The sequence below is a fragment of the Serratia sp. LS-1 genome, assembly GCF_003719595.1.
In the GTDB taxonomy this organism is placed as follows: domain Bacteria; phylum Pseudomonadota; class Gammaproteobacteria; order Enterobacterales; family Enterobacteriaceae; genus Serratia; species Serratia ureilytica.
Genome location: NZ_CP033504.1, coordinates 1,043,941 through 1,065,713 on the forward strand (window position 1 = coordinate 1,043,941; position 21,773 = coordinate 1,065,713).

24 protein-coding genes are annotated in these 21,773 nt (G+C 51.2%); 14 read left to right on the plus strand and 10 right to left on the minus strand.

The window, feature by feature from the left end; genetic code table 11:
• Window positions 1-335: 335 nt before the first annotated feature.
• Together deoR and deoC are read right to left on the minus strand one after the other, a co-directional pair.
• The gene (gene deoR / locus EDY99_RS05070) at window positions 336-1,100 is read right to left on the minus strand and encodes a DNA-binding transcriptional repressor DeoR (RefSeq protein WP_042784074.1); all 765 of its coding nucleotides are present in this window, start codon (window positions 1,098-1,100) and stop codon (window positions 336-338) included.
• A 153-nt stretch (window positions 1,101-1,253) separates the two neighbouring features.
• Window positions 1,254-1,934 carry a deoxyribose-phosphate aldolase gene (deoC, locus tag EDY99_RS05075; RefSeq protein ID WP_033642510.1) on the minus strand — a complete coding sequence of 227 codons (681 nt, stop codon included), beginning with the start codon at window positions 1,932-1,934 and terminating at the stop codon, window positions 1,254-1,256.
• A gap of 217 nt (window positions 1,935-2,151) precedes the next feature.
• On the opposite strand from deoC, the gene EDY99_RS05080 reads away from it, so the two are divergent.
• Window positions 2,152-2,985: a hypothetical protein gene (locus tag EDY99_RS05080; RefSeq protein ID WP_033642511.1), complete on the plus strand. Its 834-nt coding sequence runs from the start codon at window positions 2,152-2,154 to the stop codon at window positions 2,983-2,985.
• Between the two features lie 39 nt (window positions 2,986-3,024).
• Here the strand turns inward: EDY99_RS05080 and ybjG are convergent, their stop codons facing one another.
• Both ybjG and EDY99_RS05090 read right to left on the minus strand, forming a co-directional pair.
• Window positions 3,025-3,630: an undecaprenyl-diphosphate phosphatase gene (gene ybjG / locus EDY99_RS05085; protein ID WP_033642512.1), complete on the minus strand. Its 606-nt coding sequence runs from the start codon at window positions 3,628-3,630 to the stop codon at window positions 3,025-3,027.
• A 5-nt stretch (window positions 3,631-3,635) separates the two neighbouring features.
• The gene (locus EDY99_RS05090) at window positions 3,636-4,370 is read right to left on the minus strand and encodes a phosphatase PAP2 family protein (RefSeq protein ID WP_047024962.1); all 735 of its coding nucleotides are present in this window, start codon (window positions 4,368-4,370) and stop codon (window positions 3,636-3,638) included.
• 291 nt (window positions 4,371-4,661) lie between these two features.
• On the opposite strand from EDY99_RS05090, the gene eco reads away from it, so the two are divergent.
• The 5 genes from eco (at window position 4,662) to EDY99_RS05115 (ending at window position 9,535) form a co-directional block, all read left to right on the plus strand.
• Window positions 4,662-5,174, plus strand: coding sequence for a serine protease inhibitor ecotin (gene eco, locus EDY99_RS05095; RefSeq protein ID WP_103101110.1), 513 nt, complete (start codon window positions 4,662-4,664; stop codon window positions 5,172-5,174).
• Between the two features lie 415 nt (window positions 5,175-5,589).
• Window positions 5,590-7,071, plus strand: coding sequence for a phospholipase (locus EDY99_RS05100; protein WP_123061521.1), 1,482 nt, complete (start codon window positions 5,590-5,592; stop codon window positions 7,069-7,071).
• A complete protein-coding gene (locus EDY99_RS05105; RefSeq protein ID WP_046686750.1) occupies window positions 7,068-7,841 on the plus strand; it encodes an ankyrin repeat domain-containing protein in 774 nt (257 codons plus the stop codon). Before EDY99_RS05100 ends, EDY99_RS05105 begins: the two co-directional genes overlap by 4 nt.
• Window positions 7,842-7,929: 88 nt before the next feature.
• The gene (locus EDY99_RS05110) at window positions 7,930-8,703 is read left to right on the plus strand and encodes an ankyrin repeat domain-containing protein (protein WP_123061522.1); all 774 of its coding nucleotides are present in this window, start codon (window positions 7,930-7,932) and stop codon (window positions 8,701-8,703) included.
• An 88-nt stretch (window positions 8,704-8,791) separates the two neighbouring features.
• The gene (locus tag EDY99_RS05115) at window positions 8,792-9,535 is read left to right on the plus strand and encodes an ankyrin repeat domain-containing protein (RefSeq protein ID WP_123061523.1); all 744 of its coding nucleotides are present in this window, start codon (window positions 8,792-8,794) and stop codon (window positions 9,533-9,535) included.
• Window positions 9,536-9,943: 408 nt separating this feature from the next.
• Here EDY99_RS05115 and EDY99_RS05120 read toward each other — a convergent pair whose 3' ends face one another.
• The 3 genes from EDY99_RS05120 to EDY99_RS05130 form a co-directional block, all read right to left on the minus strand.
• Window positions 9,944-10,978, minus strand: coding sequence for a tyrosine-type recombinase/integrase (locus EDY99_RS05120; RefSeq protein WP_123061524.1), 1,035 nt, complete (start codon window positions 10,976-10,978; stop codon window positions 9,944-9,946).
• Between the two features lie 87 nt (window positions 10,979-11,065).
• Entirely contained in the window at window positions 11,066-13,060 is a 1,995-nt protein-coding gene (locus EDY99_RS05125) for an ATP-dependent endonuclease (protein WP_123061525.1), read from the minus strand.
• 13 nt (window positions 13,061-13,073) lie between these two features.
• Complete coding sequence (locus EDY99_RS05130) at window positions 13,074-13,640, minus strand: phage repressor protein CI (protein WP_123062160.1); 567 nt, start codon at window positions 13,638-13,640, stop codon at window positions 13,074-13,076.
• Window positions 13,641-13,784: 144 nt separating this feature from the next.
• On the opposite strand from EDY99_RS05130, the gene EDY99_RS05135 reads away from it, so the two are divergent.
• From EDY99_RS05135 to EDY99_RS05170, 8 genes are all read left to right on the plus strand, one after another.
• Window positions 13,785-14,006: a regulator gene (locus EDY99_RS05135; protein WP_100396482.1), complete on the plus strand. Its 222-nt coding sequence runs from the start codon at window positions 13,785-13,787 to the stop codon at window positions 14,004-14,006.
• A 32-nt stretch (window positions 14,007-14,038) separates the two neighbouring features.
• The gene (locus tag EDY99_RS05140) at window positions 14,039-14,548 is read left to right on the plus strand and encodes a phage regulatory CII family protein (protein ID WP_079451006.1); all 510 of its coding nucleotides are present in this window, start codon (window positions 14,039-14,041) and stop codon (window positions 14,546-14,548) included.
• 9 nt (window positions 14,549-14,557) lie between these two features.
• On the plus strand, window positions 14,558-14,761 hold the full coding sequence (locus tag EDY99_RS05145) for a phage filamentation protein Fil family protein (RefSeq protein WP_123061526.1): 204 nt from the start codon (window positions 14,558-14,560) through the stop codon (window positions 14,759-14,761).
• Between the two features lie 2 nt (window positions 14,762-14,763).
• Entirely contained in the window at window positions 14,764-15,153 is a 390-nt protein-coding gene (locus EDY99_RS05150) for a hypothetical protein (RefSeq protein ID WP_164489260.1), read from the plus strand.
• 8 nt (window positions 15,154-15,161) lie between these two features.
• Window positions 15,162-15,611, plus strand: a complete 450-nt coding sequence (locus EDY99_RS05155) for a hypothetical protein (protein WP_225528967.1) — start codon at window positions 15,162-15,164, stop codon at window positions 15,609-15,611.
• A 78-nt stretch (window positions 15,612-15,689) separates the two neighbouring features.
• On the plus strand, window positions 15,690-15,929 hold the full coding sequence (locus EDY99_RS05160) for a DUF2732 family protein (protein ID WP_123061527.1): 240 nt from the start codon (window positions 15,690-15,692) through the stop codon (window positions 15,927-15,929).
• A gap of 97 nt (window positions 15,930-16,026) precedes the next feature.
• Window positions 16,027-16,296, plus strand: a complete 270-nt coding sequence (locus EDY99_RS05165; protein WP_241157686.1) for a DUF3850 domain-containing protein — start codon at window positions 16,027-16,029, stop codon at window positions 16,294-16,296.
• Window positions 16,290-18,299 carry a replication endonuclease gene (locus EDY99_RS05170; protein WP_123061529.1) on the plus strand — a complete coding sequence of 670 codons (2,010 nt, stop codon included), beginning with the start codon at window positions 16,290-16,292 and terminating at the stop codon, window positions 18,297-18,299. The genes EDY99_RS05165 and EDY99_RS05170 overlap by 7 nt, the downstream gene beginning before the upstream one ends.
• Before the next feature lie 279 nt (window positions 18,300-18,578).
• Here the strand turns inward: EDY99_RS05170 and EDY99_RS05180 are convergent, their stop codons facing one another.
• From EDY99_RS05180 to EDY99_RS05190, 3 genes are read right to left on the minus strand one after another with little or no spacing between them, the layout of a single operon-like run.
• Window positions 18,579-18,905 (minus strand): ogr/Delta-like zinc finger family protein, encoded by a 327-nt coding sequence (locus EDY99_RS05180; protein WP_060437276.1) that lies wholly within the window; start codon window positions 18,903-18,905, stop codon window positions 18,579-18,581.
• Window positions 18,902-19,954, minus strand: coding sequence for a phage portal protein (locus EDY99_RS05185; protein ID WP_123061530.1), 1,053 nt, complete (start codon window positions 19,952-19,954; stop codon window positions 18,902-18,904). Before EDY99_RS05185 ends, EDY99_RS05180 begins: the two co-directional genes overlap by 4 nt.
• Window positions 19,951-21,723 (minus strand): terminase large subunit domain-containing protein, encoded by a 1,773-nt coding sequence (locus EDY99_RS05190; protein WP_123061531.1) that lies wholly within the window; start codon window positions 21,721-21,723, stop codon window positions 19,951-19,953. The genes EDY99_RS05185 and EDY99_RS05190 overlap by 4 nt, the downstream gene beginning before the upstream one ends.
• Window positions 21,724-21,773: the final 50 nt, after the last annotated feature.

Here is a 21,773-nt window from a genome sequence, read left to right on the forward strand (position 1 = left end):
AAATGCGTAACCATTCATCATATAAATAACAGATAGCTAACAGGTATTGGCGAGATTTGCTGCAATAGCCTAACCGGCCGTTTATTTAAACATCCCGGTCTTTGGCGCGATTTATCATATAAAAGCCATAAATAGTCGTTAATTCATCCAGCTGAAAGCAGGTTTGACCAGAGAGAAAATAATCACTCGGGTGACCTGTTGCATTTTATTAACCTGATGTTGCGTGAGGATAAGCGAAAAATGCGTATCGATTGCGCATTATTTGTTCATCTCGGGCTGTGGGAAAAGAGAGATTTCAGCGGCGCGCCGTCGCTTCCGACGGCGCTGAAGGGGGATCAATAGCGGGTAGCGATGGCGTTATCGTTGAAGAACGCCATGAAGTCGGCGTCCGGCTGGCGATCGGTGATCACCCGATCGAACTGCGTCAGCGGGCCGATACAGGCCGGCTTGATTTTGCCGAACTTGCTGTGATCCGCCACCAGGATCTTTTGCTGCGCCATCGCCATTGCGCGATGCTTCATCTCCAGCTCGTCGAAGTTAAAGCAGGTGGCGCCGTGCCGCAGGCTGAGACCGGCGGCGGAGATAAAGGCGATGTTCGGGCAGATGTGATCGAGCTCATTGCGGCCGCCGACGCTGGAAAAGATGTAGTTGTTCGGTTTGAACTCGCCGCCGCACAGGATCACCTTGCAATTCGGTTTGTCTTGCAGCGCCAGGAAGGTGTTCAGCGAATGGCACACGGCGGTGAAGGTCAGTTCGTCGGCAATGGCGTCGATGATCGTCGGGGTAGTGGTCCCGCAGTCGAAAAACACCGTGTCGTTTTCATTAATCAACGGCGCCGCCAGCAGGCCGATGCGCCGTTTCTCCGTGACCTGTTTGGCTTTTTGATCGGAAACGAAGTAGTTGGTTACGCCGTTGCTGCGCGGATCGGTCACCACATAGCCGCCGAGCAGCACCACCGCCGCCGGCTCGGCGCTCAGATCGCGGCGAATGGTCATCTCCGAGACCCCCAGCAGCGCGGCGGCTTCTTTCAGGTGGATCTTGTCAGCGCGTTTTAACGCCTGAACTAACCGGTTGATACGTTCTTCGCGCCGCGTTTCCATAGATCCGTCTTCCCACAGGTAGTAGAGGTAAAAAAGCGTGCCGCCGTTTCCGGCGCTAAACACAACGATGCGGGGCAATATCGGGCCGCATCGGCCGCCCGTATTGTCCCGCATCGGAGTGTATTGGCTGCGCCCGTCAAGGCGCGCCGACGATCAGTAGCTGCCAGCCGCCGCCTGCGCGCCGGATACGATGGCAACGCCGGAGCTGGTGCCGATACGCGTGGCGCCGGCTTTGATCATCTTCTCGGCGGTGGCGCGATCGCGCACGGCGCCGGAAGCTTTCACGCCCATTTCGCTGCCCACCGTCTCGCGCATCAGTTTGACGTGCTCTTCCCGAGCGCCGCCGGTGCTGAAGCCGGTGGAGGTTTTAACGAAGGCGACATCGAGTTCGCGACACATTTCACAAACCTGGACGATCTGCGCATCGCTGAGCAGGCAGGTTTCCAATATTACCTTCAACGGGATCGCCGCGCAAACCTCGCGCACGGCGGCGATGTCGGCTTTCACTTCGTCCAGCAGGCCGCTTTTCAGCCAGCCGACGTTGATCACCATATCGATCTCTTGCGCGCCGGCGGCGATCGCCGCTTTGGCTTCAAAGGCTTTGGCGACGGTCAGGCCGGCGCCCAGCGGGAAACCGATCACCGAGCAGACTTTCACGGTGCTTTCCTGCAGCAGCTGGGCTGCCAACGGCACGTAGCCGGAGTTGACGCACACCGCATAGAAGTTGTGCTGCTGGGCTTCTTCGCACAGTTTGGCGATCTGCATTTCGGTGGCGTCCATGGCCAGCAGGGTGTGGTCGACATAGCGGGCGTAATCGATGTTTTCGGAGGTCATCGCGGTTCCTTAATGAAGTTGAGAAAAGAGCGTTGATAGAGGATGTGAAAATAATAACATTACAATGCGGGTAAACCTAGCGGGATTTGAAAAATGTCGACGAGATCATAGTTATCTCACTGTTATATGTATAACTTAGGGGAGGTGTATTTGTTATTTAAATAACATTTTCAGCGGCCGCTCGCGGCCTGCGCGGGCGAAATGTCGAGGGAAAACGATGAAAATCAACATTGATCTGGTTCCTGCCGCGTTCGGGGCGCATCGGCAGGCGCTGTTCCGCAATGCGGATTTCGCGGTGAGCGCCCATCGCTGCGCAGAGCGCGGGCCAATGCTGACGCTGGCGAATCGGCGCGGGGCACTGACGGTCTTGCCGTATCAGGGCCTGGCGATTTGGGATGCTGAATTTGACGGTTACTCATTGAAATCGGGCCGCCGCAGCGGGCGGGGCGCCGGAAGAAAGCGCGATGATGTCGCCGCGTTCTGCCCCGCCTGGCCGAGTCACGACGGCGCATCGCTCCAGATGCAACGCGTGTGGCTGCAGCTGGCGGGCGACGAGCTGACGTTGCAGGGCGAAGGCGAGCGGTTGGGCGAGGGATGGCGCATCGGCCCGGCGCTGCGTTTGGCGGCGCAGAGCGCGCAGTTCGCCATTGAGATGAAAGTCACCAATCTGGCCGATCGGCCGCAGCCGCTGCGCTATGTGTGCCGCCTCAACTACGATTGCATTCCCGACGCGGTATTCCGCCAAAACTTGCCGACGCCGGCGCTGTTGGGGGAGGCGCTCGGGCAGGAACTGCTGTGTTCCGAGGATCTGTCTCGCTACGTGGACCGAGCCGAATTCTTTATGCTGGCGCCGCAAGGCCGGCGCTATGTAACGCGTTTCGCCACCGGGCAATTCAACTATGGTCTCCGGCGCATCGCCGTTCAGGGCAACCGGCAGTTGCTTTCCTTTATCCAGCCGGCAAACTGCCGCCCGAATGCGCCAGAGGGTGAGGGAGTGATGCTGGGAGCGGGAAAAACGCGGGCGTTCTGCGTGACCACCGGCGTGGTGTGAAATAAGCAGGGGCGGTAACGCCCCTGTCATGTTGTGCGGTTACTCTTTCACCCAACCGCGGCGAATGGCGAAGGCGAACAGGAAACGATACAGGCGCGACAGCCTGTCGGCGATGACATCGCCGAACAGATTCCACACCAGTTGGGCGAACAGGCAGCCCACCAGGCCGAGCAGGAAACCGCCGACCATATCCAGCGGCCAGTGCACGCCGAGGTAAACGCGTGACCAGGCGATGCCGACGGCGACGATCATCAGCAGCACGCCGGACCAAACGCGGTGCCAGAACAGGAACGCCAGCGCGAAGGTAAAGATGGCGGTGCCGTGATCGCTCGGGAACGAGCTGTCCGGCGCGTGTGGCAGGAAGGTATAACCAACGCCGGCGACGAACGGGCGCTCATGCGGCAGCAGCGCGCCGATAGCGGAAGCGGCAAGCATGGCGAACAGCAGCGCGATAGTGGTTTTCGCTACCACCTGGCGTTGCGAAACCAGCTGGCTTTGCGGCCCCCACAGCCAAAGACCGACGATCAGCAGCGGCACGATGATGATCAGATCGCGCGCCAAAAAGGTGGCGAAATCGATCATCCATTCGGGAGACGCCGGAGTCGCATTGATCCAGGCGAAAAGAAAATGGTTCAACTGTTCCATAACCGTTACCTCGTCTTGCGGCGCCAATAGCCGCTAACCGTCCAATAAATAGCCAACTGGCTTAACCAAACCCACCAACCCGCCCACAGGTTATGGGTAAGAAAATGTGCGCCGCGCATGATCTGACCAAAGCCCATCACCATGCCAAGCGCGATGCCGCCGCACCAACACCACCAGGCGAGGCGCGGACGCTGCGGATAAAACAGGAAAAACAACGCCATCACCGCGAAACCGCTCGAGGCGTGCCCGCCGGGGAAACAGCGGCCGGGGCCCGGCAGCGCCGGTACCGCGCCGAACAGCGGGAAGGACATCGCTTTGCCGCCGTACTCAATCAGATCCCACGGGCAGGAGTGCGCGCTGGTGGCTTTGAGAATGCCCACCACCAGCGGGCCGATGCCAATCAGCAGCATGGTCACGATCAGGCGCGCGCTGCGGCGATAGATGCCCCAAAACAGCGTCAGCACCGCGCCTACGATCACTATCTGTTTCAACAGGCGGTGATTGATCAGATCCAGCCAATAATTGTTTTGCCACGGGAAATGCCCGCTGGCGGCATCGTACCAATAGTTGCTGATCGCCCAATCCAGCTGTTCGTTGCGGGAGAGCCACAGAAACACCAGACCGCTGATCAGCAGGCCAAAAACCTGCCAACGGTAAAAGGATGTCGACAGGGAGTAAAGGGCGGTTGTCTTAATTTGCGGTGTCGTTGAGGATTGATTTAATGACGATTCTGGATTCACGCGCAGGCTCGGTGACAGGATTGAATGACGTCACTGTAATAATTCTGTCTTAAGAAAACCTTAGTCCGCCGGCAAGAAAATCCTATCTGATACACCCGCTTGTGCGAAGGTAATCGCTTGTTTTTCTCGTCTTAACCCGAGGGTGTGCTGGCTAATTGCTCCGCTTAACGGTTTATATCAGGCGATTGTCACTATTTATCACCTATTGTAAAGAAGATTAAACCTGTGGCGGGCTTGGCGGTAGTGTATTAGTTTATAGTCGGATTATTTGACAAAGTGTAGGGATAAAACATGAACAAGGCATCCGTTGTATTTTCCGGCCTGCTGATGGCCGTTTCCGCTGGCGCTATGGCGGCGACCTCTGGCGATGACGCAGACATGAGCAAACAGCCGCTGGAAAAAGTCGCGCCTTACCCGAAAGCCGAGAAGGGCATGAATCGCCAGGTGATCTACCTGCCGAAGCAAGAGCACGAAGAGAACTACAAGGTAGAACTGCTGATCGGCAAGACGCTGGAAGTGGACTGCAACCGCCATATGATTGGCGGCACGCTGGAGACCAAAACCCTGTCCGGCTGGGGTTACGACTACCTGGTGCTGGAGAAGCTGTCTGAACCGGCCTCGACCATGATGGCCTGCCAGGACAATACCAAGACCAAGAAATTCATCGCCGCCAACCTGGGCGACGCCGCGATGCAGCGCTACAACAGCCGCCTGCCGATCGTGGTGTATGCGCCGAAAGACGCGGAAGTGAAATACCGCATCTGGAAAGCCGAAGACACCGTAAGCCAGGCTGAGCAGAAATAACCGCCGCCTGACGCCGCTCTGCTGGCCATTCCTGGTTGGCGGAGCCTTTCTCCTTCCTGTCTCCTTATCATTCCCGCATCTTTGACACTCGACTGATTGCTTTCGGACGTGGCTTTTAGGCGCGACATGGCAACGAAATACGCAAGTCAATACCTCTTCACAAGGGCACAGGAAGCACGCAGCTGCATGGATGGGAGAGGATGCGCGCGTATAGAAATAGAGCAAAGAAATCTTTACTGAAGTGTGATAATTTTGCGCATTCCCTATTAATGGAATGACACAGAAGATAAGGATATCCAATGCGTTATCGTTCGCTAACGCTCGACGAGCCCCGTAAAAGCCGCACACCTGGCGAGTTGCTTGATGATGGTGCGCCTGTGCCGACCACGGAACCCTGCGAGTGGGCAGGCACCGTATGAAACTGATTCATTTCTCCTCTGAACACACGGCGCCGGAAAGCTTTTCCAGGATACTTAACCCGACAGCAGCGCGGCATGAGCTGGAACGGCACTATTTGTTCGGCGGCGCAGCCGGCATATCGATAAGCAGCCGGTATCCTATTACCCGCAATACTCAATCCGGGATTGGCGTCACCGGTTATCGTGAGGACGTGGCTATGAAGCGCAGCGTACTCGATGAGATCAACCGGGGCGGCTTGCTGGCGATTGATCAGGGAATCGGCACCTGGACGCCGACGAAATATGCCTTTTACGTCGACGCGGAAGGCCGATTACAGCGCTACCCAGGCAGCTCTCTTCCCGCCTTTTATCCTACCGGGCGCGTGATCGCCCGCTATGAAGAAATGGTCAGCCGCTATGGCCACCGGGCAAAACCGACGGTGCTGCCGGCGAGGCAGAGTACGACCCGGAATCCCCCTCTGCAACAAGCCATCGCGACCGCAGTGGCAACCGTTGCCGCCACGGTGCAGGCCATCCGTCCACTGACCAAGGCAGAACGCTGGCAAGAACGCCAGTACCTGATAGGGCGAGGCAACCGCAGCATTTACCCGGATGCGCGCATGGCGGCACAGCGCCTGGCGGAGAACAACGTCGCGGTCGAAAAGGCGAAGTTGGCTGAGAATGTCTATAAGACCACTAACCCGCTCAAGGACACGATAGACATCCCTGAAGGCTGGAAGGATATCAGTAACAATGATGGGGCGCTGGGTAAACTCGGTTTAAGCAAAGATATGCTCTATGACGATGAGGATACGCCGGGCTTTCTGGCTCGGGTTTATCAGCCTGATGAGAAGGTCTTTGGCAAAGCGATGAACCCGACGGTGGTGTTCCGCGGATCGCGTGCGCCCGAGTTCCCGGAGGGAATAAGCAAGGCTGCCCAGAAAGCGTTATTGAACGGCGATTTGTCAGGGATTAAAAACCTGAGTGACTGGTCAAATAACGGCGCTCAGGGGTTGGGGTTTAATTCTGAATACTATAAACAAGCCGTTATAATTGGCGATAAAATTTCGAAAGTATCAAATATTGACGTTGCGGGTCATTCATTAGGAGGCGGTATGGCCTCTGCGACCTCCATAGCCAGCGGCAAACCGGCTTGGACGTTTAATGCAGCAGGTCTGAATGCGGGAACCGTCGAAAAATACGGTGGCTCTATAATAGGCAGCGCCGATAATATTCAGGCGTATCGCGTAAAAGGGGAGCTGTTGACCAAGCTGCAGGAGGTTGATTTGTGGGAAGATGCCAAAGACCTTAAATTTTATCCCCCGGCGGTGATGGCGAAAGAGCGGTTGTCCATGTTGGCGCCTGACGCCGTGGGAGTAAAGCACACGCTTCCCGGTGGAACAGGTTCACTGCTGGATAAGCACGGTATAGACCAGGCGATACAATGCATTGAAAATGAGAAAGACGATGACATTGCCACAATCAAGGGACGAATATGAAAAAAATCATACTCATTATCACGATGCTAGTGTCTATGCTCATCATTCAGGGGTGCAAACAAGGTATGGATTTACAACCGCAGGATTATTTTGAAGGGACGCAGCTGGACATCGCCAACATCATCTACGAGGGTGACAGGCAAAAGCTGGATAAGGTTTTACCGACGGTAAGCAAAGAAACGTTAAATCGACCGGGCAAGGCGGAGATGACGTTGCTATTCTGGGCGATAAATAACGCTATCTTTGACAAGAACACGCCAGAGCGGCTTAAGATAATTACAGATCTGGTTAAGGCAGGAGCAGACCCACTGCAGCCAAGGCCGGAAGGGAGAAGTAGTCCCGCTGAATTTGTTATGAAAGCAGATAAGGGAATCTGGATAAAATCCATGTTAGATGGGGGGCTATCTCCTAATGCAAAAGATAAAGTCAACAATAAGCCAATTATATTTAAAAGTATTCTTGCGAAGAACACAGAGACATTAGAGGTCATGTTGGATTATGGCGCTGATATAAATATAAGAAATTCACTGGGTGATACGCTGCTCATCGATGCTTTAGATTATCACTCCTATGACCACGTCATTCTTCTATTAGAAAAAGGCGCCGATAGCGATATAAGGGGCAACTCGGGTTGGACGATGGGCAATCAACTGCAACGGCTGATTAATAGAAGTCCGGACGGCAGTGAGGCGAAAGCGTCTCTTGAGCGCATCAAAGACGAGCTAATTAAGCGTGGTGGGAAATGGCCACCTCTCCCTGTCAGTAAATAAGCCGTTCTCAGTATCCAAGGGCATAGAGGGATGCTGATACGGTGAAAAAGCAAAGTTGAACCGTGGTTACGCTTAAAATGGAGATGGCATGAGGCACAGCGCTCTTATCATTATCATGTTGCTGTCGATGCTCATGATGCAGGGATGCGAACAAGGTAGGGATCTACAGCCACAAGATTATTTTGAAGGGACGCAGCTGGACATCGCCAATATCATCTACGAGGGTGACAGACAAAAGCTGGATAAGGTTTTATCGACGGTGAGCAAAGAAACGTTAAATCGACCGGCCAAGGCGGAGATGACGTTGTTATTCTGGGCGATAAATAACGCTATCTTTGACAAGAACACGCCAGAGCGGCTCAAGATCATTACGGATTTGGTCAAGGTGGGGGCAGATCCACTGCAGCCAAGAACTGAGGGGGGGAGTAGCCCAGCTGAATTTGTTATGAAGGCGAATAAAGGCGTATGGATAAAAGCTATGTTAGAGGGCGGGCTCTCTCCAAATGCTAAGGATAAGGTTCATAATCAACCCATTATATTCAATAGCATCTTTGCAAAAAATACAGAGACATTAGAGGTCATGTTGGAGCATGGCGCTGATATAAATATAAGAAATTCATTGGGTGATACGCTGCTCATCGATGCTTTAGATTATCACTCCTATGACCACGTCATTCTTCTATTAGAAAAAGGCGCCGATAGTGATATAAGAGGCAACTCGGGTTGGACGATGGGCAATCAACTGCAACGGCTGATTAATAGAAGCCCGGACGGTAGTGAGGCGAAAGCGTCTCTTGAGCGTATCAAAGACGAGCTAATTAAGCGTGGTGGGAAATGGCCACCTCTCCCTGTCAGTCAATAAGCCGTTCTCAGTATTCAAGGGCATAGAGGGATGCTGATACGGTGAAAAAGCAAAGTTGAACCGTGGTTACGCTTAAAATGGAGATGGCATGAGGCACAGGGCTCTTATCATTATCATGTTGCTGTCGATGCTCATGATGCAGGGATGCGAACAAGGTAGGGATCTACAGCCACAAGATTATTTTGAAGGGACGCAGCTGGACATCGCCAATATCATCTACGAGGGTGACAGAAAAAAGCTGGATAAGGTTTTATCGACGGTAAGCAAAGAAACGTTAAATCGGCCGGCTAAGGCGGATATGACGTTGCTATTCTGGGCGATCAATAACGCTATCTTTGACAAGAACACGCCAGAGCGGCTCAAGATCATTACGGATTTGGTCAAGGCGGGAGCAGACCCATTGCAGCCAAGGCCGGAAGGGAGAAGTAGCCCGGCTGAGTATGTCATGAAAGCGGATAAAGGCGTCTGGATACAGGCTATGCTTGAAGGCGGACTATCGCCTAATGCAAGGGATGAAATAAACAATCAGCCAATAATTTTCAAAAGTTTTCAAGCGGTTAATACAGAGACATTGAGTACTCTAATAGCTTACAAAGCTGATGTTAATATCAAAGGCGCTATGAACAGAACGCCATTAATTAATGCGTTGTATAACAGTTGCCCAGAACACATTGAGGTTCTTTTGGCTCATGGAGCTAACCCATTAGCCAAAGATGATTTTAATGATAGCTTCCTCTCTCTGATTTCTGCGGAGATAGATAAAGGGGATAAGAGCAATGCGTATATAAAAAAGCTAATTAAAATTAAAGAAAAAATAAAACAGGTGAATTAGTTCGCCTCGACTATCATGGGGGACAATGCTGGTCTTCTTCCGGTGCAGTACCATGACGTGATGACATACAGGAAGATGATGGAATGAGCCACCAAAGAGCACCCAGCCGACGGCGACGAGAGTGCTGTTGTTAAGTCCCGTTTGTGACGCCATCTCTTTGAACAGTGGCGAACCCACAAGCAGCGTTTCTATGTTGAAACCTGCACATTGATAGGGAGGCTGGCGTAAGCGACGCTCAGAGATAGGATGCTTTATGCCTGACGACGAGGCCGCGACAGCGGGTGTTGCGGGCTGCTTCAGGCAACAAAAAACCCGATTTCCTCACTACAAAAATAAAATCAATGAGTTATTTGTTTTATAAAGAGTTTTTATACCGATGAAGGGGGAGGAAATACGGGGATTGCCAACCTATGCCGCCACTTTGTCGCCACCTGGCATAGTCGCCAGCGGATTGAATTGCAGGGCTGTTTCGAGGTGCTCCGGTGCAAGGTGAGCATAACGCATAGTCATTTTGATATCATGATGGCCGAGGATGCGTTGCAACACCAGAATGTTGCCGCCAGACATCATAAAGTGCGCCGCAAAGGTATGGCGTAGCACATGGGTTAACTGGCCTTTGGGCAATTGAATGCTGGTGTTCTCAAGCGCGGCCATAAAGCGAAAATAGCATTCGCTGAATAGACGATCATCGCCCCGTGTTACCAACTTCTTGTACAGTGCTTTACTGATCGGAACGCTGCGATTCTTTTTGCCTTTGGTTCGGATGAAGGTGATTTTATGCGGAGTTATCTGTGACCGGGTGAGGTTTTCCGCTTCTCGCCAGCGAGCACCAGTACTGAGGCATACCTCGACCACGAGCGGCAAATCAGAATCGCCTTTGCTGCAGGCTGCAAACAACTCTGTGATTTGTGAGTGCGTCAGCCACGCCATTTCCTTTTCTGCAACGGTAAACTTGCGCATGTTTTCCAACGGATTGGGCTGGTTCCATTCGCCTAGCCGCGCCAGCTCGCTAAACATGCCGCTTAGGTAACTTTGCTCAAGATTGACGGTCACAGGTTCTGCGCCGTTTTTCCACTTCTCTGAAAAGTAGATTTCACCGGACAGACGCTTATCACGATAATGCGCGAAGTCTTTTGCGGTGAAGGTGGTAGCAGGGGGATCGCCTAGGGCTTCGATGACAAGGCATAGTTTTTTGTAGGTACGTTCACCAGCGGTGAGGGATTGTCCGTGTAGGTTGTACCAAAGTTTGGCGATATCGCTCAGCTTGCGGCGATCTATCGCTTCGCCTAACCACGGCTTATTGTCTACCTGCTCCATAGTGAAGCGTTCAAACGCTAAGGCTTCACCTTTAGTTGCGAATTGCTTACGTACCCTGCGACCTTCACGGCCAGCAGGGTAGCACTCACATAACCACTTACCGGATGATTGTTTACGAACTGCCATTATATCCCTCCTTTCAAAACTGTGGGATATTTAACTGTATATATAAACAGTGGTCAATGTGTGTTTTCAAAAATGGATACATTGCGATTAATAATCATATAAATCTGGGCAGAAAAACTCAGCGGCTTCCATTAGCCAATCTGGTGTTCTGACATCCTCGGATTCATTGATGATATTACAGTATTCATTACAGAATAAATCCTTTTTACCTATTTCGTTGAAGTATTTCTGGATGATTGATTTTTGCTTCTCCGTGAAGTTGAAAAAGCCTCCTGATACTTTAGAGTCTAATATCTCTGTGCTCTCAATAAAATCTAAACGAGTTTCTCCTTTGTTTCTTAAAGAGAGCATGGTTTCAAAGAAAAACACCCCATCTAAAGCATCTTCTATTTCTGTTGGTGGATGCATTCTTTTTTCTGTCGTTTTAACTAGTTCAACTGTACTTCTTTTTTCATTGAGCAATAAGCGGCGGATCCTAATACTTGGAACGGACTCGTCCGTATTAAAGTGTTCATAATGAGAATCAGTGTCTAATACACAAAGTACTTTCCCACTAATAATTGGCCTTCTATCATTTAATGCTAGGTTTAAGTAGTTATATATTTTTTTTAGTGCAATGGAACCGCCTACGGATAAAACAACCAGATTTTCAATTCCCTCGCTAGATAGATGAGTTTCAATGTATTTTTTGTCTGTCTTTCCTTCACATATCAGCCAATTGTAAGCATTTTTTGATGTGATAGAGGCGACTATAGATTGTACTAAGTCATGGTTGCTTTTTACTTCCAAGGTATCTAGATAATTACCTTGTGATTCTTTTACGAGAGTGGTTATCTCGTCTCTATAATTATTTAAGTTTAGAGCTTTAATGTGTGTCTGTGAAGGGGATATATAAACGGCTGTACCTCTGCCTACAACTGGTAAGAAGCCATACCAGTGAGTTGTTACTAATGTTTGAACTCCATAGGTTGATATTCTTTTTATTTTTTCAAATTGTTCAAAACATGCAGTGGCATGCAAAGATAGTTCTGGTTCGTCAAATGCCAGTATTGTTTGCGTTAATGGTTTTTTCGGGTTTTCTCTAAGGAATGCAGTAGCTAAATTTAATAACGCCTGCCTTTTTTCCCCTGAGCTTAGATTGTTTATTGGAGTATCCTTCCCATCACCTTTAGAATGAAGGATTCTGTCACTGAAATATGTCTCAATTATCTTTAAGACCATATGTCTCTGGGTGAACTGAGATTGCCTTTGTGTTGGTTTCTTAAAGTGATATTTGTTGCCAAGTAATTTTGTAATGCTGTCTACATATTCATTTAAATGTCTGTTTATGCTTGTAATATCTTTTACTTTAATTATTTTACTTATTTTTGTTTGAATGTCTTCACCCAATAATGATTGAGCTAGCTCACCTTCTATTTTTGCATAGCTATTTACACTTATTTCTGCTGGTATATATATATATGAATACAATTCACGAATGAATGATAAAACTCTAGATAATAAATCCTCAAGATTGTATTTTTTTAACCATGCTGTCGATGGGAATAAATCTGTTAATTCTTCTAATTGCTCTTTGTAGTCACCTATAAATTCAAATATTGACATTGAAGGAATAGGGATTTCATTGGGTCTGTTTTTTATGAATCCAATAGGGATTAAATAATGGGATTTTTCATTGTAATCTTTCAGTAGGATTGATTTGTGTTCAACGAATTTTTCGGCAAGAGGTCTCTGTAATAAACTAAAATCGTCAGTTTCTAGTTGCCAAGTAATAGAACTTATAATTTCTAATGCTCGCATCATCACAGCATTTTTTTTTGCCTTTACCTTTTCTTTTTCAATTAAAAAAATTGGTACAATAAATGGCTCCCTGGTATCTAATCCTGAGCTTCTTGCCTCGTTGTTAATATCTAGTTTGTTTATATCTGTGTTGTTCAATAAAGTATCAATAGCAGACAAAACGGTACTTTTCCCAACACCATTTTCCCCTATCAGATAACTAGCTTTGCTGCCCAGACATACAGGTATATAATGCTGATTCTTAAATATTTTATAATTTCTTATAAATAATCCACTAATCATAACATCTCCAGGATTAATCTATTTCTGTGATCTTTGTTTTGATTTTTCCGATAAAAGTAATATCATTTATTGAGCATTCAAAAGAGTGTTTCCCGTTTTCAACTTTAATTCTTTCTTTGGGTAAACGGGTTATTTCTCTAATGCTTGCCTTGCGATCTATGTCTATCAACCATTTTCCATCGGTCACTTCGGAGAAGTTTAGTTCTGCAATATAGATGCTTTTATTATCTGCAATGGCTATGCCATTGATTAAATCATAAGCAATAGTTGTCTTGTCTAAATAGTAATAGTTAGAATCGTAAATTATTCCATCGATGATCTTTTTTCGTACAATTTTTTGAATATCTCCTTGATCACCTTCAATCATCGCTCCTTGCCCATTAGCTAACCATTGTAACGAAACACCTGTTTCTAGTACGCACTGAATCACCCATTCAGCGGGAAACAGATCTCGCATGTAACGTGTCGCTAAAGTGCTCTTAGAAACACCTAAATGGTCGCATAGCGCTTGTCTAGTAGTGAAGCCATACGCCTCAATGAGGCGATCAATGACTTTGCGCCCTCCGGTTTTGAAATCCATAAAGTTCTTCCAGTCGAACAAAAAAGATTGACAGATTCCCAAAGCGATCTTAATGTTCGCCATGAAGTTCGTTTTGGGAAACTTCACATGTAATCACTAATAACAACGGCTCGCCACAAGCCAAGCAAAGAGGGATGTTGCATCATGCGACCTAACATTTCAATCACTCTGATCACACCTCACGTCACGATAGAGCGTTACAGCGAACTTACTGGTTTGGCTGAGGATACTATCAATGACATGTTGGCCGATGGGCGTTTGCCTCGCCATCGCCTACGTAAAGACAAAAAACGCGAAAAAGTCATGATCAACATTGCGCAGTTGACCGTTGATGCTCTCTCAAATTGTGACATTGCCACGGCATAGTTCGATTTTGCGATAGGGGGAGGGAAACCGCTATGTTTGATTACCAAACATCCAAACACTCACATTTAAGCAGCGCTTGCCGGCGATTCGCTCAGGCACACAATCTGGCTGAGTTGGCCCCGGCGCTAAATGTCTCGCCGCAGGTGCTACGCAATAAGCTGAACCCGGAGCAGCCACACGAGCTGACGCTTTCCCAGCTGGTGACACTCACCGCGATCACTGACGATGCAGCAATCCTTGATGGCCTGTTGGCACAACTGAATTGCTTGCCGGCGGTTCCAACCAACGAGGCAAAGCCCAACAGCTTGCCTACTCACACGTTAAGCGCCACTGCGGCGATCGGCGCTATCGCCGGCGAAACCGCATCCAATGCGCCTATGACGCAATCCCGTAAAAACGCCATTCTCGACCGTGCCAACCAGGCAATTCGTGATCTGTCGCTGATCGTCGTGTCGGTAGAAGCGCGTTTCCAATCTACGCCAGTGCTGGCCGCCGCTGTTGATGTATTCAACACCTGCGCGCCGGCATTCGGCATGAGCTGAGGTAACTACATGAAAGCTTTTGCGCAATACCTGAAACGACAATCACCGGCCCCGCAGCTGGCCAGCTTTGGCCACGGTTGGATTGAGCTGCCGAACGGCCAGCGCTGGCAGCCATGCGCCAGCCGAGTGGTGTTTTCAGGGGGTTCCGTTGCACCAGGTAAACAGGCCAAGCGCCGCCCCTGGTGGTTCCGCTTGATGGGAATGAGGGGGTAACGATGGCGAATCATGAGCATTGGTTAGCTGTATGCCGCGCCACTTTACATGGCCACCACAGCAAAACCCGCAAGGTGTGGAACAGCCTTAGCCCGTCACGCCGTGGCGTGTTGCTCCACGCTGCCGGCATGAAGTCACTGTTTTGTAATTACGCCTGGGACGATTTCAGCCAGCGCGAATTGCGCCAACTCAAGCGCGGCATCCAGCGCTTGCGCGTGATGCTGGATATGTTCGCCGGCTTCAACGATTTGGATTTCCGCGTAGCGGTGCCGGGTATGCCGGAGCAGCGCAAGCCAAACGCTGAAAAGGCCAGGCAACAGGATGCTGCCGCGCGCCTGCAATCCCGTGCGGATCTGCTGCAGCGCATTACCGCATTACATGTAAAACACTGAGGAAAGTTATGAAAATCATCATGGTAGAAAAGCAGGGGCTTATGGACGATTTGGCGGCGTGGGGCGTAGCGCCAAATTATGCCCGTTTTTTCCTGGCCAAATGCCAAGAAGTTGATGGCCTTGTTGCCCTGGAGCCGTTTGTTTTCAATGATTCCATGCACTTGACCAGCCCTTACCAGTGGTTTGCCTCCAATGCGGCGTTTTGGTGCCGTGCATACCGTGAAGCAGGCACCGCCGAAGAACAGGCGGAAACCCTGGCATCTATCCGCGCCCTGTTCTATGTGGCGGGGATGTTGGGGCAGGGCAGCATTACCGCGCTGATCCTCCAATGGTGGTCGGCAACCTATGAGCTGCACCGCCTGCCAGCGCCGAACGTTTCACCAGCTGACTCGCTGATTTTTCGGGACGGCAGCGCGTCACGCTTTATCGAGACAACTACCGGCCAGCGCCGACACTAAAACCCACTAATCACAAACGCCCCACGGCTTCCACCTGGTAGCCGGGGGATTCTTTTTGCCCAAATCGGAGAAAGCACCATGCCAACTATCGGCCAAGACATTAGCAACCGCGCCGCGCGCGCCTCCCTTAAACATGCGCTTGACCTGGCGCGCCGCGAAGCCCAGGCGGATGCCGCCGTGAAGTTTTCCAGTCACTTAGACCGTATGGCCACCTCAATGGCCAACCAAGATTTATCCGCCGTGGAGATCGTGGAACTGCTGCGCCAGGACGCTGAGAAATGGAAAAACGAGGGGCTTTCATGTGCTGGGTACTGCTGATCGGCGGCTTTTGTGCCGTCTGGGTGTGGATGGGGCGCGCGGCTGACAAAGAGGCGGCGCAGCGCCCTGAAATGCAAAATTACGATTAGGTGATGTGATGAGAATGCATGATTTAAAAATCCGTCCTGAACATTTCGCGGCAGTGGTAAATGGTCAGAAAAAGGCAGAGTTTCGCCTCAATGATAGAGGTTACTGTGTCGGCGATCTCCTTTGCTTACATGAATTTGGGCAACACCCGGAGTTTGACCACTTGGAAGGGTTCCTTGGTAATCACGTCTGGGTGCGCATTACTCACATTACTAACCTGGAGGAATGGCTTTCAGGGTATGTGATGCTGAGCATTGAGCGGGAGCCGTTCTCATGCTGAATCCGGTTGCATCTGCTACCGAATGGGCGTTCTCGTGGAACGCCCCACGTCCAGCGATCGCCAGTCCCTTTCCGACTTATGACGAGATTCACCAAAGAGAAAAAGAAAACGAAGCGTTGGCGCGTGCCCAAGCGTTGTTGCAAAAGCAGCCGGCGATTGTTCGCCTGGATGTGACGCGCCGTGCCAATCAGCTTGAGAAAGAACAGGGCATTCAGCGGGCCAATGCGTTCTTGGCAAAAACCTTTGTCGAGCGCATCTTGCCGCGCGTTAACCTGATTTCAACCAGTTACCACATCTCGGAAATGACTGCCGACACCGCCCAGCTAATGTGGCGGTTCAACAACTTGCCGGATATGGCGCGGGCCGATATTGAGCTACTTGCCCAGGACATTGCCGGCTTTATCTGCCTTGAGCTGGGCACAATCAACCAGGAAATGGCGGATTGTGGCGATCTCAAGGTAGCGCACGCGCTGTTTGTTCGCGCTGGCACTATCACCCAGGCATTCCGCCAGAATGTGCCTCACTGGGAAAAAATGATTAACCGCTTTTTCTGCGAAGATGAGGCGGTTTCCGCCGTGTCTCGCATGATGTCTGATAAGTGGTGGCTCGGCCGCCTGCGCCGTCATGCGGGCGAATGGCGCGAACACTTACAGATTGCGCTGAACAACGTGAGCAAGCGCGCCAGCACCTACGCCAGCAAAATGACCATTCACGAATGGAAGGAACAAAAGCGCCGGACGCGCGAGTTCCTCAAGTCGATGGAGCTTGAAGATGAAGATGGCAACCGCATCAGCCTGATCGACAAATATTGGGGCAGTGTGGCCAACCCGGCTATTCGCCGCACTGAAATGATGGTACGCATCCGCGGCTTTGAAAATATCTGCAACAGCCTGGGCTACATGGCGGAGTTTTACACGCTAACGGCCCCGTCAAAATTCCACGCCACCACGATCCACGGACACCGCAACCGCAAGTGGAACGGCAGCAGCCCGGCGGACACCCAGCGCTATTTGCGCCGCGTGTGGGAGAAAGCGCGCGCCAAGCTGCACCGCGAAGATCTGCGTATTTTCGGCATCCGCGTGGCCGAACCGCACCACGATGGCACCCCCCACTGGCACATGCTGTTTTTCATGCGTCCAGACGAGGCCGACCAGGTGCGGCAAATCCTGCGGGATTACGCCTTTGAGGAGGATGGCGTGGAGCTTATTACTGCTAAAGCCCGCAAAGCCCGTTTCCATGCGGAAACCATCGACCCAGAAAAAGGCTCCGCCACCGGCTATGTGGCCAAATACATTTCCAAAAATATCGACGGGTACGCCCTGGACGACGAGCTGGACGACGAAAGCGGCAAGCCGATGAAAGAAGCGGCTGCCGCTGCTGCTGCCTGGTCGGCGCGCTGGCGTATCCGTCAGTTTCAATTTGTTGGCGGTGCGCCGGTGACTGTTTACCGCGAACTGCGCCGCATGTCCGATCATGATACGGCAATGGGCCTAAGCGTTGAGTTTGCAGCGGTACACGATGCGGCAGACGTTGGCGATTGGGCCGGTTATATCAATGCTCAGGGCGGGCCGTTCGTTCGCCGCGATGAGTTGGTTGCCCGTACCTGGTACGAGGTAAGCCAGGACGTTAACCCATTTGGGGAGGAGGTGATCAGGGTGAAAGGGGTGTTTTCTCCATCCGTGGGCATGGATACGCCGATTTTAACCCGTGTGACGCAGTGGAAGATTGTGCCGAAGTTGGCCGCCGATCAGGCGGCTGGGGTTAGCGACGCGAACGCGTCGCCTAGGAGTTCTGTCAATAACTGTACGCCAGAGGAATGGCGGCGATTATCGAGGGAGTTACAGCGACGTGGTTTTGCCGGCGATCAGTATGAGATAGACATACTCACCAGGGGCAGCGCCCTGCGGATATACGGCGACCGAATGTTAAAAATGCGCAATGGACGCCTGGAGGAAACGGCCAGCGATCCGGCGTGTGAGTTGTGGCCGGGCTGGAATGGGTAGTTACAGAATTATTCATTTTGCTAAATAATATGTATACTGTACGGATATACAGTATCAAATTGCTAAACCTAGAATAAGATGGAGGAAGCCGTGAGGGATTTTTTCTTTGAATCACTGGCTATACAGCGCATTGAACTTGTGGCGCGCTTAGTCTCTAACGGACGTTGCAGCAGCGACGATCGGGAGTTGGCTTTATCATGGATTTCTGAGATGACTACTACACTGGCGGCAGACGTTGAGCGGCAGATTCAAAAACGCCCCCAGGGTGGAGGCGTTAATTCAGGCGGCGGAGGCGGCACCCTGCAATAAATCGAGCATCATTTGCCGTTGTTGTTGGCTCATGCCTTCAACAACGGTTTTCAGCAACTTATCCCCTGTTTTCGCGCTGGGGCTAATCGTGTGGGAAAAGGTTAAATTCATGACAAAAGTATGCCCACACTCCACATCAGCGCAGGCGCAATAAATATCTGCAATCTGCCGGTGTTTCCGGTTGGTCTTGCGAATCACAGCCTTTGAGCCGCACTCCGGGCATTCAATTTTCAGGACTCTCATATTCCGCTCTCCAGCTGTTAAAACATGCCGGGATTTTAGCCTTTTTTGCCTCATGCTGCATCCTTATCTGTTGTTTCAGAAGCAAAAGTTAGATACAGGTGCGGAGGGATTTCAGGATCGTTCTTGATGGCCATTGCCATTCGGCGCACGATTGGGTACACCTCGCTTTTTTTATACGTCCGATCCACCTTTTCGGGGTCGCCTAATCCAGCTGTGTTCTGCGGAACGATGCCGGCCAATCCGGCAGGGAAGCGATGCGCGTTTAAAATGTCCTGGGCGCTGATGTTCTTGACGCTGGCAAATTCATCCTTTGCGGATATATCACCCATCTCAATAAATTTGATGGCGTCGCCGTCGCCGCCTGGAATGTTCACCAGGATCGTGGAGAAGTTGCCGATGCCTTTGCTGTCGCGCAACTGCCGTTCGATTTCTTCCTCCATTTCATCCGTCATGCTGGGATCTCGGGTGTAAAGAATGCCGCCGGTATGCGCCCCGTTATGGTAATAACGGCGGCGAAAAATGACCGCTTCACTGTTAAGCAACGCCGAGTGAACACCGCCGATGTAATCGGGTAAGCCGTAAATATGCTGCTGTGGGTCATACATCTTGATGAAGATAATATCTTCCTCGGGGTACACCTGCGGTTCCCCTTCTTGCAGTACGACATAATCGCCAGGAATATCGTGCCCATCCTCCTGAGTTCTGCGCCGGCGCAAGTAGAGGCCGGGCAGGGGTTCCAGCCCAATTACATCCCCCCATCCGTTGCGCACTTTGGCTAACGCAATATCGCCGAAGGTCAAATAATCAAAAATTGCTGCCTCCAGTTGGTCATAGGTAAGGCCGCCGCCCTGGTAATCAGACAACACCATGTTTTTGCGGGCGTGAATAATGCCGCCATGCTGGCCGTTGAGATTGATAAGCTGCGCCAGGGCTAACCGGTCGATAGGCTGCGTGTAGTGATCGGCGGCTTTGTCATACCAGATATTCCGGTAATCCGTTCCCGTGGTTAAAACTGGTTCGGGCTTATCAAATGAGATGATGCTCATTTTTTTTGACTGTGGGCCGCGGTGCTCGCGTTTCACATACTTTTTCTTTTTCGTCATGCTGCTTTTTTCACTCCCCATCGGGATTTGGGTTTGTTCTCGTAGTTAAGGGGTTCGTTATGTAGGGCGTGCGTGATCGCCCAAAACGCCTCGGCGTGGCCAGTGTCTTGGCTGCGGTCAGCAACAAACGTCATTGCATTACCGCTTTGGGTGGTTGTACGGCGCACCGCCATAAAGCTGGCGGCGATCTCTTTCAGGTTTTTGTCCCATTCGATGCGCTGGCTTTCCACCACGTCAGCCGCTTTTAAAACCAGCTGATTTTTCGTGTTCACGTCATAACGGATAGGCACCGCCACACGCATGGCAAAGTGCTGGATGTTGTCGAATACACCGCTCCCTATGCCGGTAATGTCTACCCCCAGGTAGGTGAAGTTGTATTTTTTAAACAGCTGCTCAATCTGCCTTGCCTGGTATCGGAAGTTGATGCCCTTCCAGTAAATCACCTTCAATACGCGGAATTTCTCCACGGCAAACATGGGGGGAGCGACAATCACAAAGCACGACAAATCACCGCTGCGGGCGGGGTCAAAACCTCCCCAAACGGGGCGATCGCCAAATGGGCGCAAGGCCTCCGGGTTGTGATCTTGCCAGGTGTCCACCTCAACGCCGCAGGCTTCCAGGTCGGCGAAGCTAAAAACGGAGTCCTTGCTATCAACAAAGACGCACATATAGAGCATGTTGAATGTGGCCGTGTTGTAGCGGTTGCGCAGTTTTTCAATATTGGCCAGGTTGAAGCCGCCGGCGATCGCGTCTTCCATCGTAATGATGTAGCGCCATTGGCCATCAGGGCACACCCGGCCAGCGTCGCGCAGTTCATCGAAATCAGGGAATTTAACCGCCGTGCGCTTTTTGCTGCCCTGTTTCCATTCGTCCCCCATCCAAAATGGGTATGCCTGGTGCGTTTTGGCCGATGGTGTAGAAAAGTAGGTTGTGCGCCATTTGTCATGGGTGGCCATTGCGCTGGCCACCTCGTTAAGGTGGGTGAAGTTCGGCACCCAAAAATACTCGTCGCAATACAGGTGCCCGCTGTATGACTGCGCCGTGTTCTTGTTGGTTGAGAGGAAACGCAGCTCTGCGCCGTTGCTCAGGCGGATAGGGTTCCCGGTCAGGGTGATGCCGAAATATTGCTCTGCAATGTTGACGATATAAGACCGGAATACCTCCGCCTGCGCCTTTGACGCGGAAAGGAATATTTGCGGATCGCCCGTCATTACTGCATTTTCAAACGCCTCATACGCGAAATACCAGGTTGCCCCGATCTGCCGGCTTTTAAGGATGTTTCGCACCTGCTGGCCAATATTCTGGCGCAGGTGCTTTTGGTAGGCGAAAAGGTGTTCTTCTGCCCAGGTATCGAAATCTTCCTGCGTCAGCGTAGAAATATCATTTTTCTTATATTTCCGTTTGCCTTTGCGCCCTTCCTCGTCGTTTGCGTGTTCGCCTGCCGGTTCTCCGCCCTGGCTGCCTGCCATCTTCTCTTTATGCTTATTGCGCTGTGCCCGTAGCTTTGTGGCATGGGCGATAAGCAAGTCCATTTCTTTCAGGTCGAGATCGCTTTTATTATCACGCCCGGCAAGTAGCTGATAGCGCCTTTCGATCGCGTCTTCTGTGCTCTCAACGCTCAGCAGAGCCTGCCAGCCATATTTTTCAGCCCAATAGTAAACGATCCGCCCATTAGGCAGATTTAATTCGGATGCAATTTCCTTAGGCGTATAGCGGCGCAGGTAAAGAGCGCGCGCAACGCCTTTTAATTCTTCAGAGTATTTAGCCATGCGGTTAATTATGCCGTGGCTGTAATAAAAAATGACGGCGCAGATTCGTG

Coding starts and splice junctions, on each gene's coding strand:
- EDY99_RS05190 (WP_123061531.1), bottom strand. CDS start 21,723: ATGGCTAAATACTCTGAAGAATTAAAAGGCGTTGCGCGCGCTCTTTAC.
- EDY99_RS05130 (WP_123062160.1), bottom strand. CDS start 13,640: ATGGATTTCAAAACCGGAGGGCGCAAAGTCATTGATCGCCTCATTGAG.
- EDY99_RS05160 (WP_123061527.1), top strand. CDS start 15,690: ATGCCAACTATCGGCCAAGACATTAGCAACCGCGCCGCGCGCGCCTCC.
- deoR (WP_042784074.1), bottom strand. CDS start 1,100: ATGGAAACGCGGCGCGAAGAACGTATCAACCGGTTAGTTCAGGCGTTA.
- deoC (WP_033642510.1), bottom strand. CDS start 1,934: ATGACCTCCGAAAACATCGATTACGCCCGCTATGTCGACCACACCCTG.
- ybjG (WP_033642512.1), bottom strand. CDS start 3,630: ATGGAACAGTTGAACCATTTTCTTTTCGCCTGGATCAATGCGACTCCG.
- EDY99_RS05145 (WP_123061526.1), top strand. CDS start 14,558: ATGAAAGCTTTTGCGCAATACCTGAAACGACAATCACCGGCCCCGCAG.
- EDY99_RS05115 (WP_123061523.1), top strand. CDS start 8,792: ATGAGGCACAGGGCTCTTATCATTATCATGTTGCTGTCGATGCTCATG.
- EDY99_RS05110 (WP_123061522.1), top strand. CDS start 7,930: ATGAGGCACAGCGCTCTTATCATTATCATGTTGCTGTCGATGCTCATG.
- EDY99_RS05100 (WP_123061521.1), top strand. CDS start 5,590: ATGAAACTGATTCATTTCTCCTCTGAACACACGGCGCCGGAAAGCTTT.
- EDY99_RS05165 (WP_241157686.1), top strand. CDS start 16,027: ATGAGAATGCATGATTTAAAAATCCGTCCTGAACATTTCGCGGCAGTG.
- EDY99_RS05185 (WP_123061530.1), bottom strand. CDS start 19,954: ATGACGAAAAAGAAAAAGTATGTGAAACGCGAGCACCGCGGCCCACAG.
- EDY99_RS05120 (WP_123061524.1), bottom strand. CDS start 10,978: ATGGCAGTTCGTAAACAATCATCCGGTAAGTGGTTATGTGAGTGCTAC.
- EDY99_RS05180 (WP_060437276.1), bottom strand. CDS start 18,905: ATGAGGCAAAAAAGGCTAAAATCCCGGCATGTTTTAACAGCTGGAGAG.
- EDY99_RS05150 (WP_164489260.1), top strand. CDS start 14,764: ATGGCGAATCATGAGCATTGGTTAGCTGTATGCCGCGCCACTTTACAT.
- EDY99_RS05125 (WP_123061525.1), bottom strand. CDS start 13,060: ATGATTAGTGGATTATTTATAAGAAATTATAAAATATTTAAGAATCAG.
- EDY99_RS05170 (WP_123061529.1), top strand. CDS start 16,290: ATGCTGAATCCGGTTGCATCTGCTACCGAATGGGCGTTCTCGTGGAAC.
- EDY99_RS05155 (WP_225528967.1), top strand. CDS start 15,162: ATGAAAATCATCATGGTAGAAAAGCAGGGGCTTATGGACGATTTGGCG.
- EDY99_RS05105 (WP_046686750.1), top strand. CDS start 7,068: ATGAAAAAAATCATACTCATTATCACGATGCTAGTGTCTATGCTCATC.
- EDY99_RS05135 (WP_100396482.1), top strand. CDS start 13,785: ATGCGACCTAACATTTCAATCACTCTGATCACACCTCACGTCACGATA.
- eco (WP_103101110.1), top strand. CDS start 4,662: ATGAACAAGGCATCCGTTGTATTTTCCGGCCTGCTGATGGCCGTTTCC.
- EDY99_RS05080 (WP_033642511.1), top strand. CDS start 2,152: ATGAAAATCAACATTGATCTGGTTCCTGCCGCGTTCGGGGCGCATCGG.
- EDY99_RS05140 (WP_079451006.1), top strand. CDS start 14,039: ATGTTTGATTACCAAACATCCAAACACTCACATTTAAGCAGCGCTTGC.